The organism is Sphingobium abikonense NBRC 16140 (assembly GCF_001598335.1).
GTDB classification, from domain to species: domain Bacteria; phylum Pseudomonadota; class Alphaproteobacteria; order Sphingomonadales; family Sphingomonadaceae; genus Sphingobium; species Sphingobium abikonense.
Window position 1 is genome coordinate 330,768 of record NZ_BCYT01000002.1, and the last position, 16,876, is coordinate 347,643.

Annotated in this window: 19 protein-coding genes; 11 read left to right on the forward strand and 8 right to left on the reverse strand. The window is 65.0% G+C overall.

What is annotated here, in order from left to right; translation table 11 throughout:
• Nucleotides 1–101: 101 nt before the first annotated feature.
• From ispZ to SAB01S_RS03735, 6 genes are all read right to left on the reverse strand, one after another.
• A complete protein-coding gene (gene ispZ / locus SAB01S_RS03710) occupies nucleotides 102–749 on the reverse strand; it encodes a septation protein IspZ (RefSeq protein WP_174525606.1) in 648 nt (215 codons plus the stop codon).
• A gap of 97 nt (nucleotides 750–846) precedes the next feature.
• Nucleotides 847–1,779: a signal recognition particle-docking protein FtsY gene (gene ftsY / locus SAB01S_RS03715; RefSeq protein WP_021228689.1), complete on the reverse strand. Its 933-nt coding sequence runs from the start codon at nucleotides 1,777–1,779 to the stop codon at nucleotides 847–849.
• A gap of 12 nt (nucleotides 1,780–1,791) precedes the next feature.
• The gene (mtaB, locus tag SAB01S_RS03720; protein WP_062731740.1) at nucleotides 1,792–3,042 is read right to left on the reverse strand and encodes a tRNA (N(6)-L-threonylcarbamoyladenosine(37)-C(2))-methylthiotransferase MtaB; all 1,251 of its coding nucleotides are present in this window, start codon (nucleotides 3,040–3,042) and stop codon (nucleotides 1,792–1,794) included.
• Between the two features lies 1 nt (nucleotide 3,043).
• Nucleotides 3,044–3,844 carry a diaminopimelate epimerase gene (gene dapF, locus SAB01S_RS03725; protein WP_062731741.1) on the reverse strand — a complete coding sequence of 267 codons (801 nt, stop codon included), beginning with the start codon at nucleotides 3,842–3,844 and terminating at the stop codon, nucleotides 3,044–3,046.
• Between the two features lie 44 nt (nucleotides 3,845–3,888).
• Nucleotides 3,889–4,509: an energy transducer TonB gene (locus tag SAB01S_RS03730; protein WP_169802543.1), complete on the reverse strand. Its 621-nt coding sequence runs from the start codon at nucleotides 4,507–4,509 to the stop codon at nucleotides 3,889–3,891.
• Between the two features lie 10 nt (nucleotides 4,510–4,519).
• Nucleotides 4,520–5,917, reverse strand: coding sequence for an amino acid permease (locus SAB01S_RS03735; RefSeq protein WP_062731743.1), 1,398 nt, complete (start codon nucleotides 5,915–5,917; stop codon nucleotides 4,520–4,522).
• Between the two features lie 347 nt (nucleotides 5,918–6,264).
• Here SAB01S_RS03735 and SAB01S_RS03740 point away from each other — a divergent pair, with 347 nt between their 5' ends.
• From SAB01S_RS03740 to rplS, 10 genes are all read left to right on the forward strand, one after another.
• Nucleotides 6,265–6,606 (forward strand): hypothetical protein, encoded by a 342-nt coding sequence (locus SAB01S_RS03740; RefSeq protein WP_062731744.1) that lies wholly within the window; start codon nucleotides 6,265–6,267, stop codon nucleotides 6,604–6,606.
• Nucleotides 6,607–6,869: 263 nt separating this feature from the next.
• On the forward strand, nucleotides 6,870–8,348 hold the full coding sequence (gene ffh, locus SAB01S_RS03745; protein WP_174525607.1) for a signal recognition particle protein: 1,479 nt from the start codon (nucleotides 6,870–6,872) through the stop codon (nucleotides 8,346–8,348).
• A gap of 42 nt (nucleotides 8,349–8,390) precedes the next feature.
• The gene (rpsP, locus tag SAB01S_RS03750; protein WP_062731745.1) at nucleotides 8,391–8,840 is read left to right on the forward strand and encodes a 30S ribosomal protein S16; all 450 of its coding nucleotides are present in this window, start codon (nucleotides 8,391–8,393) and stop codon (nucleotides 8,838–8,840) included.
• Nucleotides 8,841–8,845: 5 nt separating this feature from the next.
• Complete coding sequence (rimM, locus tag SAB01S_RS03755; RefSeq protein ID WP_062731746.1) at nucleotides 8,846–9,325, forward strand: ribosome maturation factor RimM; 480 nt, start codon at nucleotides 8,846–8,848, stop codon at nucleotides 9,323–9,325.
• 31 nt (nucleotides 9,326–9,356) lie between these two features.
• Nucleotides 9,357–9,623, forward strand: coding sequence for an AbrB/MazE/SpoVT family DNA-binding domain-containing protein (locus SAB01S_RS03760; RefSeq protein WP_062731747.1), 267 nt, complete (start codon nucleotides 9,357–9,359; stop codon nucleotides 9,621–9,623).
• Nucleotides 9,620–10,018 (forward strand): type II toxin-antitoxin system VapC family toxin, encoded by a 399-nt coding sequence (locus SAB01S_RS03765; protein ID WP_062731748.1) that lies wholly within the window; start codon nucleotides 9,620–9,622, stop codon nucleotides 10,016–10,018. Before SAB01S_RS03760 ends, SAB01S_RS03765 begins: the two co-directional genes overlap by 4 nt.
• Nucleotides 10,015–11,511: a serine hydrolase domain-containing protein gene (locus tag SAB01S_RS03770; protein ID WP_062731749.1), complete on the forward strand. Its 1,497-nt coding sequence runs from the start codon at nucleotides 10,015–10,017 to the stop codon at nucleotides 11,509–11,511. The genes SAB01S_RS03765 and SAB01S_RS03770 overlap by 4 nt, the downstream gene beginning before the upstream one ends.
• A gap of 48 nt (nucleotides 11,512–11,559) precedes the next feature.
• The gene (locus SAB01S_RS03775; protein ID WP_062731750.1) at nucleotides 11,560–11,841 is read left to right on the forward strand and encodes a hypothetical protein; all 282 of its coding nucleotides are present in this window, start codon (nucleotides 11,560–11,562) and stop codon (nucleotides 11,839–11,841) included.
• Nucleotides 11,838–12,575, forward strand: coding sequence for a tRNA (guanosine(37)-N1)-methyltransferase TrmD (gene trmD, locus SAB01S_RS03780; RefSeq protein ID WP_062731751.1), 738 nt, complete (start codon nucleotides 11,838–11,840; stop codon nucleotides 12,573–12,575). Before SAB01S_RS03775 ends, trmD begins: the two co-directional genes overlap by 4 nt.
• Nucleotides 12,576–12,580: 5 nt before the next feature.
• Nucleotides 12,581–12,949: a 50S ribosomal protein L19 gene (gene rplS, locus SAB01S_RS03785; RefSeq protein ID WP_021228675.1), complete on the forward strand. Its 369-nt coding sequence runs from the start codon at nucleotides 12,581–12,583 to the stop codon at nucleotides 12,947–12,949.
• 59 nt (nucleotides 12,950–13,008) lie between these two features.
• Here the strand turns inward: rplS and SAB01S_RS03790 are convergent, their stop codons facing one another.
• Together SAB01S_RS03790 and SAB01S_RS03795 are read right to left on the reverse strand one after the other, a co-directional pair.
• Nucleotides 13,009–14,286: an MFS transporter gene (locus SAB01S_RS03790; protein ID WP_062731752.1), complete on the reverse strand. Its 1,278-nt coding sequence runs from the start codon at nucleotides 14,284–14,286 to the stop codon at nucleotides 13,009–13,011.
• Between the two features lie 130 nt (nucleotides 14,287–14,416).
• Entirely contained in the window at nucleotides 14,417–15,232 is an 816-nt protein-coding gene (locus tag SAB01S_RS03795; protein ID WP_062731753.1) for a TrmH family RNA methyltransferase, read from the reverse strand.
• A 123-nt stretch (nucleotides 15,233–15,355) separates the two neighbouring features.
• Between SAB01S_RS03795 and SAB01S_RS03800 the strand changes: the two genes are divergently transcribed.
• A complete protein-coding gene (locus SAB01S_RS03800) occupies nucleotides 15,356–16,453 on the forward strand; it encodes an AI-2E family transporter (protein ID WP_062731813.1) in 1,098 nt (365 codons plus the stop codon).
• The last annotated feature ends 423 nt before the right edge of the window (nucleotides 16,454–16,876 follow it).

Here is a 16,876-nt window from a genome sequence, read left to right on the forward strand (position 1 = left end):
TTCATCGTCGCAGCAAGGCTGCAAGCCCGCCGCGCATCCCATATGCGCTCGCCGGCGCGGATTAAAAGAGGCTTGTGCCTATTGCGAAACGATCGCAGAAATCAGCCCTGCGGCGGGGTGGTTTCGCCAATATCCTCGCTCGGCTTTTCCTCGCCCAGCGTCAGGCCGTGGCGCATCAGCATCGGGATGTTGGCGCCCGCAAAAATGACCGACACGACCGTCACGCCCCAGACCTTGACCGCCAGCCAGGCGTCGAAGCTCATCGTCCGGCGCATGGCTTCATTGGCGATCGCCATGGCAACAAAGAACAGCGCCCAATTGCGTGACAATTTCATCCAGCCTTCGTGCGTCAGCCCATCATAGGCCGCCTGGAGGAGATATTTGAGCAGCGGCTGGCCGCGCAACAGGCCCGCAAACAGCATCAGCGCGAAAAAGGCGTAGATGATGGTCGGCTTGACCTGAATGAAACTCTGGTCGCGAAAATAGATGGTGAGGCCGCCAAAGAACAGGATCAGCAACGCCGACAGCCAGAGCATGGGCGATACGCGGCCGAGCTTCACCTTCGAAATGATGACGGCAATGACGATCGCGGCCATGAAGGCCCCGGTGCCAAAGGTCATCGCCGTGATCGGATTGCCTGCGCCCCAGATCCAGCCCGCCCCCTTGTAGGTCAAGAAGAAGACGAGCAGCGGCCCGAAGTCGAGCGCAAGGGACAAGGTGCCGTTATTGTGGGATTTTGTCGCTGTCATTTGCATCTTCCGTTCGCCCTCAAGCCTGTCGAAGGGCCGCACTTATTCCAGAGAGGGCTGGGCTTCGACAGGCCCAGCCCGAACGGATCATGATCGCTTAGCGCGCATAGGCCGTGCCAGCGATCGCCTTTGCCATGTCGCCGGGGTCGAAGGGGCGCAGATCCTCGATCTTCTCACCCACGCCGATGGCATGGATGGGCAGGCGGAATTTCTCCGCCGCAGCAACCAGCACGCCGCCGCGCGCCGTGCCGTCCAACTTGGTCATGACCAGCCCCGTCACCTGCGCCGTTTCCTTGAAGACCTCGATCTGGTTCAACGCATTCTGTCCCGTCGTGGCGTCCAGCACCAGCACAACGTCATGCGGGGCAGCGGGGTTCAATCGGCCCAGCACCCGGCGCACCTTGGCCAGTTCGTCCATCAGTTCGGTCTTGTTCTGAAGCCGCCCGGCGGTGTCGACGATCAGCACGTCGATGCCGGTCGCGGTCGCCTGCTTGACGGCGTCGAACACGATGCCTGCCGCATCGCCCCCTTCCTTGCCGGCGACGATGGGGACGCCCAGCCGTTCGGCCCAGACTTTGAGCTGGCCGATCGCTGCGGCGCGGAACGTGTCGCCCGCCGCCAGCATCACGCCATAATCCTGTTCCAGGAAATTATGCGCCAGCTTGGCGATGGTCGTCGTCTTGCCCGAACCGTTGACGCCGATGACCAGGATGACCTGAGGGCGGGGAAACGCCTCGATCTCCAGCGGCCGCGCGACCGGGGCGAGCGTCTTTTCAATTTCCTCGGCGATGATCTCGCGCAGATATTCCTCGGTCAGTTCCCGATTGAAGCGCCCTTCTGCCAGCCGGTCGCGCACCCGGGCCGCCATGGCCGGGCCAAGGTCGGAAACGATCAGCGCCTCCTCGATCTCATCGAGCGTCTGGTCGTCGAGCGCGGCCTTGGTGAAAAGGCCGGTCAGATTGTCGCCCAGCCGGTCGGACGTGCGCTTGAGCCCGCCGAACAGTCGATCGCGCCAGTTTGTATCAGCCATGATGAATATCCGTCATGCCGCCTCTTGCGCGATCAGGACGCCCTTCTCAAGCCCTGTGATGGTCGCGCGCAGGATGGCGGAGGGTGTCTGCGTCGTCGTGAAACGCACCGGCGCAAAATTTTCCGCGTGGCCGCTCAGGCCGCTGCGTTCGACCAGCACGGAGTGTTGCGTGCCGATCAGGCTGCGCAGCCAGGCGTCGCGGCGGTCCGCGCAGGCGGCGCGCAGCCGGGCGGCGCGGGTCTTGATCGTCGCCCGGTCGACCTGCGGCATCCGCGCGGCGGGTGTGCCTGCGCGCGGGGAATAGGGAAAGATATGGCCGTGGACGATGGCGCAATCGTCGATCAGGGCCAGGCTGCGCGCGAACATCGCGTCGTCTTCGGTCGGGAAACCGGCGATGATGTCCGCGCCGATGCTGATGTCGGGCCGTGCGGCCTTCAGCCGCTCGACGATCCGCACCGCGTCGGCGCGGCTGTGGCGGCGCTTCATGCGCTTGAGGATCATGTCGTCGCCCGCCTGGAGCGACAAATGGACATGCGGCATCATGCGCGGTTCGCGCGCGATGAGGTCGAACAGGCGATCGTCCATCTCCACGCTGTCGATCGACGAGAGGCGCAGGCGCGGCAGGTCAGGTACGCCTTTAAGGATGCGCTCGACCAGCAGGCCCAGCGTCGGCGCGCCGGGCAGGTCGGGGCCATAGCTGGTCACGTCGACCCCGGTGAGGACGATTTCGCGATAGCCCGCGTCCACCAGCTCGCGCGCCTTGTCCACAACCGCGCCCGCCGGGACGGACCGGCTGTTCCCCCGGCCATAGGGGATGATGCAGAAGGTGCAGCGATGGTCGCAGCCATTTTGCACCTCAAGGAAAGCGCGGGCATGGTCGGCAAAGGCGCTCGCCATGTGGGGCGCGGTGTCGCGCACGGTCATGATGTCGGCGACGCGGACCTTTGAGGGCTGCTCAAACGGACGGTGGTAGGTCGCCGCCTCCATCTTTTCCCGGTTGCCGATGACCGCGTCCACCTCCGCCATGGCGGCGAAGGTTTGCGGCTCCGTCTGCGCGGCGCAGCCGGTGACGAGGATGCGCGCGTCGGGCCGTTCGCGTCGCGCGCGGCGGATCGCCTGGCGGGTCTGGCGCACCGCTTCGGCGGTAACGGCGCAACTGTTGACGACGATAAGGTCGCCCTGATCCGCCGCCATCTGTCGGATCGCCTCGCTTTCGGCGATGTTGAGGCGGCACCCCATGGTGATGATGTCGGGGCCGCTCATGTCAGAAGCGCGCCCAGTCGGCCTCGCCATCGAAGACATGGGTGGCGGGGCCGGTCATCCGGATGGAGCCGCCCGGCCTCCAGTCGATGACGAGATCGCCACCCGGCAGCGTCACGATGACAGGGCCGTGCGCCAGCTTGCGCCGGATGGCGGCGACGGCGGTGGCGCAGGCCCCGGTGCCGCAAGCGCGCGTCAGGCCGGCGCCGCGCTCCCAGACGATCAGGCGGATGTGGTTTTCGCCCACGACCTGCGCGAAATTCACGTTCACGCGCTTCGGGAAGAGCGGGTCCTGCTCGATCACGGGTCCAAGCCGTGCGGTGTCGACGCCGTCCAAATCATCGACGAAGAAGATGACATGCGGATTGCCGACATTGACCGCGGCGGGGGCGGGCAGCTCTTCCCAGCTCGCCGGCATCGTCAGCGTGTCCATCGCATAGGCGAGCGGGATCGCGTCCCAGTCGAACCGCGGCGCGCCCATGTCGACGCTGGCCCCGCCGTCGATCAGCCGGGCGTCGAGCAGGCCGGCCCTGGTGCGGATGGTGACGTCACGCCCGATAAACAGCGGCACGCAGCGCGTGGCGTTGCCGCACGCCTCCACCTCGCTGCCGTCGGCGTTGAAGATTTGCATCGACACGTCGGCATCGGGCGCATCGCCAATCACGATCAACTGGTCGCAACCGATGCCGGCATGACGGTCGGCAATGGCGCGAGCGCGCGCCTCGCTCATGGCCACCGGCGCGGCGCGCGCGTCGATGACCACGAAGTCATTGCCCAGACCATGCATTTTGGAGAAGCGTCCCATGCGCGGCCATGTAGGGCGCGTGAGGGGAAAAGGCGAGTCCGGGCTTAAGGTGCCGCGACCTGGAATTTGACAGTGAGCAGCTGCACGATAGGCACTGGACGCCCGTCGGCGTCGGCGGTGACTGAGCTAAATAATTGCTGTGTCTGCTGGCATGCGACCTCAACCAGTTTTGCGGACGATTGGTCGGGGTTGAACGCTTGGCAAGCAGTGACATGTCCGGTTTGATCAAACTTTGCGGTCAGCGTTACGCGCTCCTCCTGCGCTCCGCCGGGCAAGCGCTTGACCTGTAATGTCATATCAACAGGAGGCACATAGCGATAGGATGGGCCACCTAGCTTGCCGGGAAGGCGCCAGTACAGCATTCCTCTATACGAGCCGTATGTCGCAGCGGCATTTTCGTCCCTCGCCGCTTTGAAGCGACCGCGTGACGCGATCATGGCACAGGTTCGTTCGTCCAAATCCGCCGAGCCGCTGGTCTGCGTGATCATGCAGTTGGCAATGCGCCCGGTCGGCGAGATGAGAAGGGAAAATGCTACCGGCCCTTCCTCTTTCCGCTTCAGCGCACCCGAAGGGTAGTCGTCGTCGCTCAGCCAATATCCGGGCGACTTTGCCGGCATTGCTGGAACAAGTGTCGCGGCCAGCATGATGCTTAGTAAGGCAGTCAATTCCAGCTCCTTATTTTGCGGCGCTCGCCCGTCGCTGCCCATAAAGGAAATACACCGCCAGGCCTATCGCATTCCAGGCCGCGCAGGCCATGATCGTCATCATCGGCAGGCTGAGGAACAGATAGGCGCAGCCCGCGACTGCGCCGATGCCCACGACCCAGGCTGCAGGCGTGCGGAACGGGCGGCGCAGGTCGGGCGCGCGCTTGCGCAGGACGAGGAGGCACAGGCCTACGGCGGTGAAGGCAATCAGCGTGCCGGCATTGGCCAGCGCCGCGATCTCGTCGATCGGCAGCAGCCCCGCGATGATCGCGACCAGCACCGCCGTCACCAGCGTGATCCGCGCCGGGGTGCCGCGCTTCGATATGCGGGCGAGGCCTTGGGGCAGGAAGCCGTCGCGCGCCATCACCAGGAAGATGCGGCTCTGGCCATAGAGGAAGCCCAGCAGCACCGTCGGCAGCGCGATGACCGCGGCAATGGCCACGATGCGCGCCACGCCGCCCTGGTTCATTTCGCGCAGGATCAGCGCCAGCGGCTCGGGGCTGTCGGCAAAGCGGGTGAAGGGCAGCGCGCCGATCGCGGCGGCGGCGACGAGGACATAGATCAACGTGCAGACGATCAGCGACCCGACGATGCCGATGGCCAGGTCACGGTCGGGGTTTTTCGCTTCCTCCGCCGCCGTCGAAATCGCGTCGAAGCCGTAAAAGGCGAAGAAGATGATTGCGGCGGCGGCCATGACCCCACGCTCGACGCCATCGGGGCTCATCGACTTGGCAAAGCCGAAGGGCATGAACGGCTCCAGGTTCGCCGCGTCGAAGGCGGGCAGGGCATAGGCGACGAACAGGCTCAACGTCACGATCTTGATGAGGACAAGGATGGTGTTGAGCCGCGCGCTTTCGCGCGTGCCGAACATCAGCAATCCTGCGACCACGGCGATGATGAAGATGGCGGGCAGGTTGATGATGCCGCCCAGCTCCGGTCCCTTGGTGAGCGCCTCCGGGAAACCCAGCGGGGTCAGCAGCGGCCCGGCATAGCCCGACCAGCCGACCGCCACGGTCGACACGACGAGGCTATATTCCAGGATCAGCGACCAGCCCACGATCCAGGCGATCCCTTCGCCAAGGACGACATAGGAGTAGCTGTAGGCGCTGCCGGCCGCCGGCATCATGGTGGAGAGTTCGGCATAGGCGAGCGCCGCGCAGGCGCAGATCGCGCCGGCAATGGCGAAGGAGAGGAGGACGGCGGGGCCGGCCCGGTCCGCGCCAACGCCGATCAGCGTCAGGATGCCCGTCCCCACGATCGCGCCGACGCCCAGCGCCAGCAGGTGCGGCCAGGACAGGGTGCGGGCGAGTTTATGCCCGCTATCCTGCGGCACCATCGCCTCCATCGGCTTGCGGCGTGTCCAGCTCATGCGTGTAGGCTCCCCTCTGCTATCCCCTTAGCTTCGCATATTTCCCGCAGAATGCGACATAAAATTACGCGGGGGCGATCCTATCGGAAAGTGGGTGTTCGGGTGCAGTGTTGCGGATCACGGCTTGGCAACGAAGGGCGATGTAGGAGAGGCTCAGTGAACATGAGTCCGCAGCGTCATCCCGGCCCTGAGCCGGGATCCCGCTTTTTTACAAAGGCAGATAAGCGGGATGCCGGGTAAGCCCGGCATGACGAAGGGAGTAGCAAGGATCGACCAATGGCAGCAATTGACGTGGCGATTGATGATTTTCGATAGCTGACGAGCGCAGATTGGTTTAGCGTCGAGCCATGGATAGCACCGAAATAGAACAGCGGATGGCGGCCATCCAGTCTCAGCCGGCCTTTGACATTCCGGAGTTGTGGCTGACGTTCTACCTCACGGCACCGTCGAACCGATTGACAGCGTTTGCAGAAAAGCTCGCAGAATTTGACGCTGTGAATCTCACCGATGCGGAAGGTGGTTTCCTGTACCCGAAACTGCCGGTGCCGAATTCAACTTCCCAAATCTCAAGTCTTATTGAGCAAGTCCGGAACTTGGCTGCTCAGCACAACGTTGAGGTGATTCAAGTCGATGCGGATACGACCACCGATCCATCAACTTCCCGGTTTGCAAAAATCATCCGTTATTGATCGAATGCCGGCTGAGTTGACCCGCCCGCGCCGTAGCCGACACTCTGCACCCCGCCACCACCGCTCCCCGCTTGCTATTCCCCACGCATTCCCCTAAGGGCACGCCCAGCATCGGGCGGCGTGCCGTTCGACTCTGACGACTCCAGGGCGCCCAATCGGGGCATCGGATGGACGCTGGCCGGCGAGGTTTCGCCCGCCGGCGATTTTGTCGTTTGAGGGGTCTGCTACGGATTTTCAAGGGCTTCGGCCCGAATGAGGTGTTGATGTTCGATTCGCTCAGCGATCGCCTAGGTGGGGTCTTCGACAAGCTGCGTGGGCGCGGTGCGCTTACGGAGGACGATGTCCGCGCCGCGATGCGCGAAGTCCGGATCGCGCTGCTGGAGGCCGACGTGGCGCTGCCGGTGGTGCGCCAATTCGTCGATCAGGCGACCGAGCGGGCGGTGGGCAGCGATGTGCTGCGTTCGGTCACGCCGGGCCAGATGGTCGTCAAGATCGTCTCCGACACGCTGACCGAGACTTTGGGTTCGGATACGTCTGACCTGATGATCGACGTGACCCCGCCCGCCGTCATCATGATGGTGGGGCTTCAGGGATCGGGCAAGACCACCTCCACTGCGAAGATCGCCAAGCGCCTCAAGGAAAAAGAGCGGAAGAAGGTGCTGATGGCGTCGCTCGACGTGCAGCGCCCGGCCGCGCAGGAGCAGCTGGCGGTGCTCGGCACGCAGACGGACGTCGCGACGCTGCCGATCATCGCCGGTCAGCAGCCGGTCGACATCGCCCGCCGCGCATTGCAGGCGGCGAAGCTTCAGGGCTTCGACGTGGTGATGCTCGACACCGCCGGGCGCCTGCATGTCGACCAGGCGTTGATGGACGAGATGAAGGCGGTGGCCGATGTCGCCACGCCGGCCGAAATCCTGCTTGTCGTCGATTCGCTCACCGGGCAGGACGCCGTGAACGTCGCGACCAGCTTTACCGCCCAAGTGCCGCTGACCGGCGTGGTGCTGACGCGCATGGACGGCGATGCGCGCGGCGGCGCGGCGCTGTCGATGCGGGCGGTGACGGGCCGTCCGATCAAATTCGCGGGCACGGGCGAAAAGCTCGACGCGATCGAGCCTTTCCATCCGCAGCGTGTCGCGCAGCGCATCCTGGGCATGGGCGATGTCGTGTCGCTGGTGGAAAAGGCCGCCGAGACGATCGACGCCGAGGAAGCCGACAAGCTCGCCAAGAAAATGGCCAAGGGTCAGTTCGACATGAACGACCTGCGCGCGCAATTGAATCAGATGCGCCGCATGGGCGGGCTGGGCGCGCTGGCGGGCATGCTGCCGGGGCTGAAAAAAGCGCAGGCGGCGATGGCCAATAGCGGCGCCAATGACAAGACGCTGATCCATCTCGACGCGATGATCAGCTCCATGACGCCCAAGGAGCGGGAGAAGCCCGCGCTCATCAACGCCAAGCGCAAGATCCGCATCGCCAAGGGTTCCGGCACTACGGTGCAGGAGGTCAACCGGCTCCTGAAAATGCATCAGGAGATGGAAAGCGCGATGAAGAAGATCCGCAAGATGGGCGGCCTTAAAGGGCTGGCCAAGATGTTCGGCGGCGGCGGGCTTGGCGGCCTGGGCGGCGCGGGCGGTCCCGAAGGGCAGGGCGGTCCGCCCGACCTGTCGGGCCTTGGCGGATTGGGCGGGCTTGGCGGCAACATGCCCAAGCTCCCGCCGGGCTTTCAGAATTTCATGAAGAAATAAGCAGTTACATTACATTTGGTTTGAACAGAAAGGCAAATATCCATGGCAACCTCCATCCGTCTGTCGCGCGGCGGCTCCAAGAAGCGCCCCTACTACCGCATCGTCGTCGCCGACAGCCGCGCCCCGCGTGACGGCAAGTTCATCGAGCGCATCGGCAGCTACAACCCCGTCCTGCCCAAGGGCGATGAAAAGCGCGTCGTTCTGGACGTCGAGCGTGCGAAGCACTGGGTCGCCGCCGGCGCGCAGCCGACCGACCGCGTCGCCCGCTTCCTCGACGCCGCCGGCGTGAAGGAACGCGCCGCCCGCAACAACCCCAAGAAGGCGGAGCCGGGCCAGAAGGCCAAGGATCGCGCGGAAGATCGCGCGACCAAGGCTGCCGAGGCCGAAGAAGCCCGCAAGGCTGCGGAAGAAGCCGCCAACGCGCCGGCTGAAACTCCTGCTGAGGAAGCCGCGCCCGCTGAAGAAGCCACTGCCGAGCAGGCCGAGGGCTGATCGACTTGACCGACAAGCCTGTCACTCTGGCCGTCGTCACAGGGGCGCATGGGGTGACGGGCGAGGTCCGTCTCAAGCTGTTCGGCGACGGGCCGGACAGCCTCAAAAGCTATGGCGGCTTCATGGCCGCCGGGCGCATGCTGACGTTGAAGTCGCTGCGCCCCGGCCCCAATGGCGCGGTCGCCCGCTTTGCTGAAATCGGCGATCGCGGTGCGGCCGAAGCGCTGCGCGGCACGGAATTGACGGTGCCGCGATCAGCCCTGCCGCCGCTGGGCGAGGGCGAATATTATCATGTCGACCTCATCGACCTGCCCTGCACCTCCAGCACCGGCGAGGCGTTGGGCAGCATCGTCGCCGTCGAGAATTTCGGCGCGGGTGACATTGTCGAGATAGAGCGCGCCAATGGCAAACGCTTCATGGTGCCGATGCACGCGGTGACGCTGGAGGGCGGCGGAGCCACGATTGACGCCGCGTTCGTGGAATAGTATATACACCCCGTATATACGGAGCTGTTCCATGGGCGAAGAGTATAAGGCCAAGATTTTCAAGTCCGGCAACAGCCTGGCCCTGCGCCTGCCCAAGGCGCTGGGGCTGCAGGAAGGCGAAGAAATGACGCTTGTCCCGCATGACGATGGCAGCTTTTCCTTCTGGCGACAGGATCGGGCGCGAGAGGTCCTGATGGGACTTTACGGCAGCATGTCTGCCGGCTTCATGGCGGATGGCCGGGACGATACGGCTCAAGCCGAGCGTGACTGGAGCCGTGACGCGACCCAGGCCGCATGACGACGTCGCTCTATCTGCTGGACACGAGTGTCTGCATCGATTTCCTGCTGGGGCGAAGCGCCCCGCTGGCGCGGCGCATGGGCGATGCCCTCGATGCGTTGAGCGTGTCGGCGATAACCGCGGCCGAATTGCGCGTGGGCAATCGGACGTCCAGCGATCCGGTCGGGGACGGGCGGCGGGTGGATGCCTTCCTCTCTCTGCTGAACGTCGCGCCGTTCGATGATGCGGCATCGCGGACCTATGCTCAGGTGGCGGCCCAGGTCGGCATTCGCCGCAACAGCTTCGATCGCTTGATCGGAACGCAGGCATTGGCCCTCGGAATGGTTCTGGTGACGCGTAATCAAAAGGATTTCGCGGATATCGAGGGGCTGAAGATGGAGGACTGGACCCTGTGAAGGTCTGGCTGCTGCTCCTGCTGCTGTCCTTCCCCGCCCTTGCCCAGGCGCAGGCTGACGAGGCGAAGATCGCCGCCGCCACCGCCGACATCGATCGCCTGTTCCATGACTTCCGGCAGGACAGCCATGCCCCAGGCCTGGTCTATGGCATCGTCGCCAATGGGCGGCTGGTCCATGTAAAGGCTTTTGGCGTGCAGGACCTGGACCGGCAGCGCCCGGTCAAGCCCGACAGCCTGTTCCGCATCGCGTCGATGACCAAGGCGTTCACTGCGCTTGCGATCCTGAAATTGCGGGAGGAGGGCAAGCTGTCGCTGGATGACCTGGCGGAGCGGCATGTTCCTGAATTGCGCCAGTGGACCTATCCGACACGGGACAGCCCGCGCATCCGAATCCGCGACCTTCTGACCCACAGCGCCGGGTTTGTGGATGATAATCCATGGGGTGACCGGCAGACGCCGATGCCTGAGCAGGATTTCACCCGCCTGTTGGCGCAGGGCGTGCCGTTCAGCACCGCGCCGGGCACACGCTATGAATATAGCAATCTGGGCTATGCGCTGCTCGGGCGAATAATCGCCAATGTCAGCGGCATGGCCTATCGCCGCTATGTCGAAACCCGCCTGCTCGCCCCGCTTGGCATGACGTCGAGCGGATATGCGGTAAGCGAATGGCCACACGACCGTCGCGCGCTGGGCTATCGCTGGGAGGAGGGGCGATGGCGGCGCGAGCCGGACATGGCGGACGGCGCATTTGGTGCAATGGGGGGCTTGCAGACCAGCGCGACGGACTATGCGCGCTGGGTCGCCTTCCTGCTGTCGGCCTGGCCGGCGCGGGATGATGCCGATCAGGGGCCAGTCGCGCGCGCGTCCGTGCGGATGCTGGCGCAGGGCAGCAACTTCGTGAAGCCGGCGCAACGCAACGGCAAGAGCGGGCCGGACGCCTGCAAACAGGCGGCGGCCTATGGCTTTGGCATGCGGGTCGCGCAGGATTGCGACCTGGGGCTGACCTTGTCCCATGGCGGCGGCTATCCCGGCTATGGCAGCCATGTGATGCTGATGCCGGACTATGGCGTTGGCATCTTCGTCTTCACCAACCGCACCTATAATGGCGGGGCGGGTCCGGCCTGGGATGCGGCGGTCGCGTTGAAGCAGGCCGGGGCGCTCATCGCCCGCAATCTGCCGGTGACGCCGCTTCTGGCCGATGGCTATGCTGCTGCGGGCCGCATCTATGCCACTGGCAACATCCTGGCGGCGCGGGACCGTCTGGCGATGAACATGCTGCTGGACAATGACGCCGACGGTTGGGGGCGCCGCCTCGACGCAATGCGCGGGCAAGTCGGGGCCTGCCGCACGGACGCGCCGATCGCGGCCAGCGGCAACCTGTCGGGCAGCTTCACCTGGTCGTGCGACCGTGGGCGGGTGGACGGGACGCTGCTGCTTGCGCCCACCCCGACCGCGCAGATTCAGGAATTGAAACTGGTCGCGCGCCAGCCATGATGCGGCGGATGCTGGACGCTGCCCGCCCCATCGCCTAAGCGCGGGCGCATGGCCGTCGTCCCGCAAATCGTCCTGGCGCTCTACCTGCTGTTCCTGCTCGCGGCCGGATGGCGGCTATGGGGGATTGGCTGGCGTGCTGGCGTCAAGATCGCCGTGGCGCTCGCGCTCGTCCTGCCGATGCCCTTGCTCTTCATCCTGCCCGGCCTGATGCGACAGAATGACTGGTCGGACCTGCTGATCCGCTTCGGCCTGACATTGCTCCTCTGCGGCATGCTGTGCCTGGCCGGCGGCTTTTCGGCGGCCCGCTTGCGGGCGCGGCGGCGCGGATGAGCTTCACCGCGCAAATCCTGACCCTCTACCCGGAGATGTTTCCCGGGCCGTTGGGCGTGTCGCTGGCGGGGCGGGCACTGGGCGAGGGGAAGTGGGCGTGCGATCCCATTCAGATTCGCCACTTTGCGGCGGACAAGCATCGCACCGTGGACGATACCCCGGCGGGCGGTGGCGCGGGGATGGTGCTGCGCGCCGATGTGCTGGGCAAGGCGGTGGATCATGCGCTGGAAAAGCGGCCCGACCTGCCGGTGCTGGCAATGACGCCGCGTGGTCAGCCCATCACGCAGGCGCGCGTGCGCGATCTGGCGGCGGGGCCGGGCGCGACTATCTTGTGCGGCCGGTTCGAGGGGTTTGACGAAAGGATTTTCGACGCCCGCCCGATCGAGCAGGTCAGCATGGGCGACATCATATTGTCGGGCGGGGAAATGGCGGCCTTGCTGCTGCTGGATGCTTGCGTGCGGTTGCTTCCCGGTGTAATGGGCGCGGCTTCCAGCGGAGTCGAGGAATCCTTCGAAACAGGGCTGCTCGAATATCCGCATTATACCCGCCCGGTGGAATGGGAGGGGCGCACGATCCCGCAAGTGTTGCGATCGGGGGATCATGCGAAGATCGCCGCCTGGCGGAATCAAAGGGCGGAGGATGATACACGGCTAAGGCGGCCGGACCTTTGGGAACGTCATATCGGCGTTCGGGACCAGCCGCCCTCTGGTGCGCAACGAACGACCAAGGACTGAGTGACATGAACATCATCCAGCAGATCGAGGCGGAAAACATCGCCGCCCTCGCCAAGGATATTCCCGACTTCCGCCCCGGCGACACGCTGCGCGTGGGCGTCAAGGTCAAGGAAGGCGACCGCAGCCGCGTCCAGAATTATGAAGGCGTGTGCATCGCCCGCTCCAACAAGGGCATGGGGTCCAACTTCACCGTGCGCAAGATTTCGTTCGGCGAAGGCGTGGAGCGCGTGTTCCCGCTCTATTCGCCGAACATCGACAGCATCACCGTCGTCCGCCGCGGTGTCGTGCGTCGCGCCAAGCTCTACTATCTGCGTGGCCGCACCGGCAAGCGCGCCCGCATCGCCGAGCGCCGCGACGTCCGCAGCGAAGGCTGATCGCCGCGCGATCAGGCTTGAGGGTAAAGAAAGGCGGCGGCTTCGGCTCGCCGCCTTTTTTATGTCTGCGCGCCGCGCGTCGCCCACAGGCCCATCAGGCTGATGGCGGCCGCCGCCGTCATGTAGAGGCCGACCAGCGCCACGCCCTGCGCCGCGATCAGCCAGGTGGCGACGATCGGGGCGAGCGCGCCGCCGATGATGCCGCCAAGGTTGAAGGCGAAGGACGCGCCGGTGTAGCGCAGCTGGATCGGGAACAGGGCGGGCAGATAGGCGCCCAGCGGGCCGTAGACGAAGCCCATCAGGAACAGCGCAATCGCCAGGATCGCAAAGATGGGCAGCAGCGCGCCCGTGCCGATCATCGGCCCGAAGGCAAGGCCCATCAGCGTCGTGCCCGCGCAGCCCCAGGCCAGCACGCGCGTCGGCGTGCGCTGATCCGACCACCAGCCCGCCAGCACGATGCCCACCGCCATGAACAGGATTGCGCCCAGTTGCAGCGACAGGAAGATGCTGCGGTCGATGCCCAATGTCGTGGTGCCGTATCCCAGGGCGAAGGCGGTGGCGATATAATAAACGGCAAAGCAGGCGACGACCGCGAAGGTGCCGGCGATGGCGGCGCCCAGATGATCGCGCAGCAGCGTAGCGAGCGGGACGGCGGGTGGCGGCGCTTGCGCCTGCGCGGCGGCGAATTCGGGCGTTTCAGTGAGTTTGAGGCGGACCCACAGGCCCAGGAACACCAGCACCGCGCTGCCCAGGAACGGCAGGCGCCAGCCCCAGGCGAGGAAATCCGCTTCGGACAATGCGGTGTCGAGGATCAGGAACAGGCCGTTGGCGGCGATGAAGCCGGCCGGCGCGCCCAGTTGCGGGAACATGCCGAACCGCGCGCGCCACCCGGGCGGCGCATTTTCCACTGCCAGCAGCGCCGCGCCGCCCCATTCGCCGCCCAGGCCCAGACCCTGGCCAAAGCGCAGCAGGCACAGGATCAGGGGCGCCCACCAGCCGATCTGCGCATGGGTCGGCAGGAAGCCGATTGCTAGCGTGCAGCCACCCATCAGCATCAGCGACGTCACCAGCGTGGCCTTGCGCCCCACGCGGTCGCCATAATGGCCGAACACCGCCGCGCCCAACGGTCGCGCGAAAAAGGCAAGGGCCAGGCTGCCATAGGAGGCCATGAGCTGCGCGGTGGGGGAGGAGGCGGGGAAGAAGAGCGCGGGGAAGATCAGGCTGGCGGCGGTGGCATAGATGTAGAAGTCGTAAAATTCGACCGCCGTGCCTATGAGGCTGGCCGCCAGCACCCGCTTGTGCCGCCAAATGTCGCCGATGCCGCTGGTCTGTGTCATGATGTTTAGCCCCCTCATTCCATCTTGCGCCCCGTTCGTCCTGAGTAGTCGCTGAGCAAAGTCGAAGCGGCGTATCGAAGGACAGGTGCGCTTCCTTCGATACGGGCCTTCGGCTCCGCTCAGTCCCACCTCAGGACGAACGGATCATGATGTCTCGCCTCTTCTGATTCAGCAGTTCATAGGCCATCACCGCGGTCGCGACGGCGGCGTTCAGGCTGTCGGCCTTGCCGCGCATCGGCATTTTGACCAGCAGGTCGCATTGCGCCTCATAATCGGCGGGCAGGCCCTGCGCTTCATTGCCCACCAGCAGGAAGCTGGGGCTTTGATAGGCCGGCTCCTGATAATCCTGCGTGGCTTTGAGGCTGGTGCCGATCAATTGCCCCGCGCCGCCGCGCAGCCAGGGGATGAAGTCCTCCCACCGCGCCTGGGTGATCGACTGGGTGAAAAGCGCGCCCATGCTGGCGCGCACCGATTCGACCGAGAAGGGATCGACGCAATCGTCGATCAGGATGAGGCCGCCCGCGCCGACCGCATCGCCGGTGCGCAGGATAGTGCCCAGATTGCCGGGATCGCGCAGCGACTGGGCGACGATCCAGATGTCCGCCCTGTCCCTGTCGAGCGCGGCGAGCGGCGTCAGCCGGTCGCGATAGACGCCGACGAGCGCCTGCGCATTATCCTTGCCGCTGATCTTGGACAGGATGTCGGGCGTGGTGACGATGACGTCACCGCCCGCCGCCTCGATCGCGTCGATCAGCTCCAGCGCCAGCGAGTGCGTGGCGCCGGCATGGAAAAGCATTTCGGGCAGCACGCCTTCCTCGCGCGCTTCGGTCAGGATGCGCAGCCCTTCGGCCAGGAACAGCCCTTCGGCCTTGCGATATTTCTTTTCCCGCAAGCTGCGGACGCGCTTGACCAGCGGGTTGGAAAAACCGGTGATTTCGCGTGCCACTGTGCCGATATGCCCATGCTGGAGATAAACAGGCGGCTTCCTTAGCGGGGGCGGGCGCAAAAGGACAGGCTTGGCCCGCGCGCGGCGATGGATTTGCGCGCAGGATTTTGCCAAGGATGGGTGATGACGCCCGATTCCGATCCGCCCCCGATGCACCTGTCGACCAAGCTGGAGGATGGCTTCTTCCTCGGCTTCGTCCTGCTGGTGTCGATCGCCTTCGCCCTGGTGATTGAACCCTTCTTCGCCGCGATCCTGTGGGGCGTGATCGTCGCCATCGTGTTCGCGCCGGTGCATCATCGCATTCGCGCGCGGATGCCGGGCCGGACCAATGCGGCAGCGCTGCTGACCTTGCTGCTCATCCTCTTGCTGGTGATCGTTCCCGCCTTCGTCCTGGGGGCGGCGCTGTTGCAGGAAGCGACCTATTTCTATGGCAAGGTGCAGTCGGGCGAGATTAATTTCGTCCGCCTGTTCTACGATGTGATCGCGGCGCTGCCCGACTGGTTGCGCCCCTATGTCCAGCGGCTGGGCATCACCAATTTCTATGCCGCGCAGGAAATGGTGACGCGCGGCCTGACCAGCAGTTTCCGCACGCTCGCAGGCCAGGCTTTCCAGATCGGGCAGAGCGCTTTCAGCTTTTTCGTGGCGCTGGGCGTCATGCTCTATCTCGCCTTCTTCCTGCTGCGCGATGGCGACTGGCTGGCGCGCAGGATTGCGGCCGCCGCCCCGCTGCGCGCGGGCCAGCGCACGGCGCTCATCGAACAGTTCGTCATCGTCACCCGCGCCACGATCAAGGGCAGCATCGTCGTCGCCATCGTGCAGGGGCTGATCGGCGGGCTGGTCTTCTGGGCGCTGGGCATTCAGGGCGCGCTGCTCTGGGGCGTGCTCATGGGCGCCTTTTCGTTGCTGCCCGCCATAGGCACCGCGATCGTGTGGGTTCCCGTCGCCATCTATCTGTTCGCCACCGGCGCGGTGTGGCAGGGCGTGGTGCTGGTGGTGTGCGGCGCGCTGGTGATCGGGTCGGTCGACAATGTGCTGCGCCCCATCCTGGTCGGCCGCGACACGCGCATTCCTGATTATGTGGTGCTCATCTCCACGCTGGGCGGGCTGGAGCTGTTCGGCTTCAACGGCATCGTCATCGGCCCGGTGATCGCGGCTTTGTTCATCGCGACATGGAATATCTTCACCCGGATGCGGGGGGAGGGTGAGCTAGCTGACGGGTAAAGGATCGCGGCTGAGAACGACCGGCTGCAACCAGACGCGGCGATGGTCTGGAAGCTACCAAAGCAGGTCATTGCTAGTCCTGCTTGCAATTCTGCAAAGCAGACATGACACTGGCCCGCATGAGGTTCGCTGCGAAGATAATCGGCGTATTTTGGGCTATCATCATACTGCCGGGAATGATCCTTGGTGCGCTTTGGTCAGGATCAATTCCGATGTGGCCCCCGGTAGTGTCAGGCACAGATGCTGATCTTATTGACTGGGTCGTGCTTTTCTCGTTCGCGTATGGGACCCCTCTTATTGCAGGCGGCCTCTTGATACTTGGACGCTACCGAGCAAGAGAATGAAAGCCGATGTGGCAAGATGCCCGGTGGCAAACGACCACTCCCGGTCATTTAATAGCGCCTTTGGCTCGCCCCCATAGCC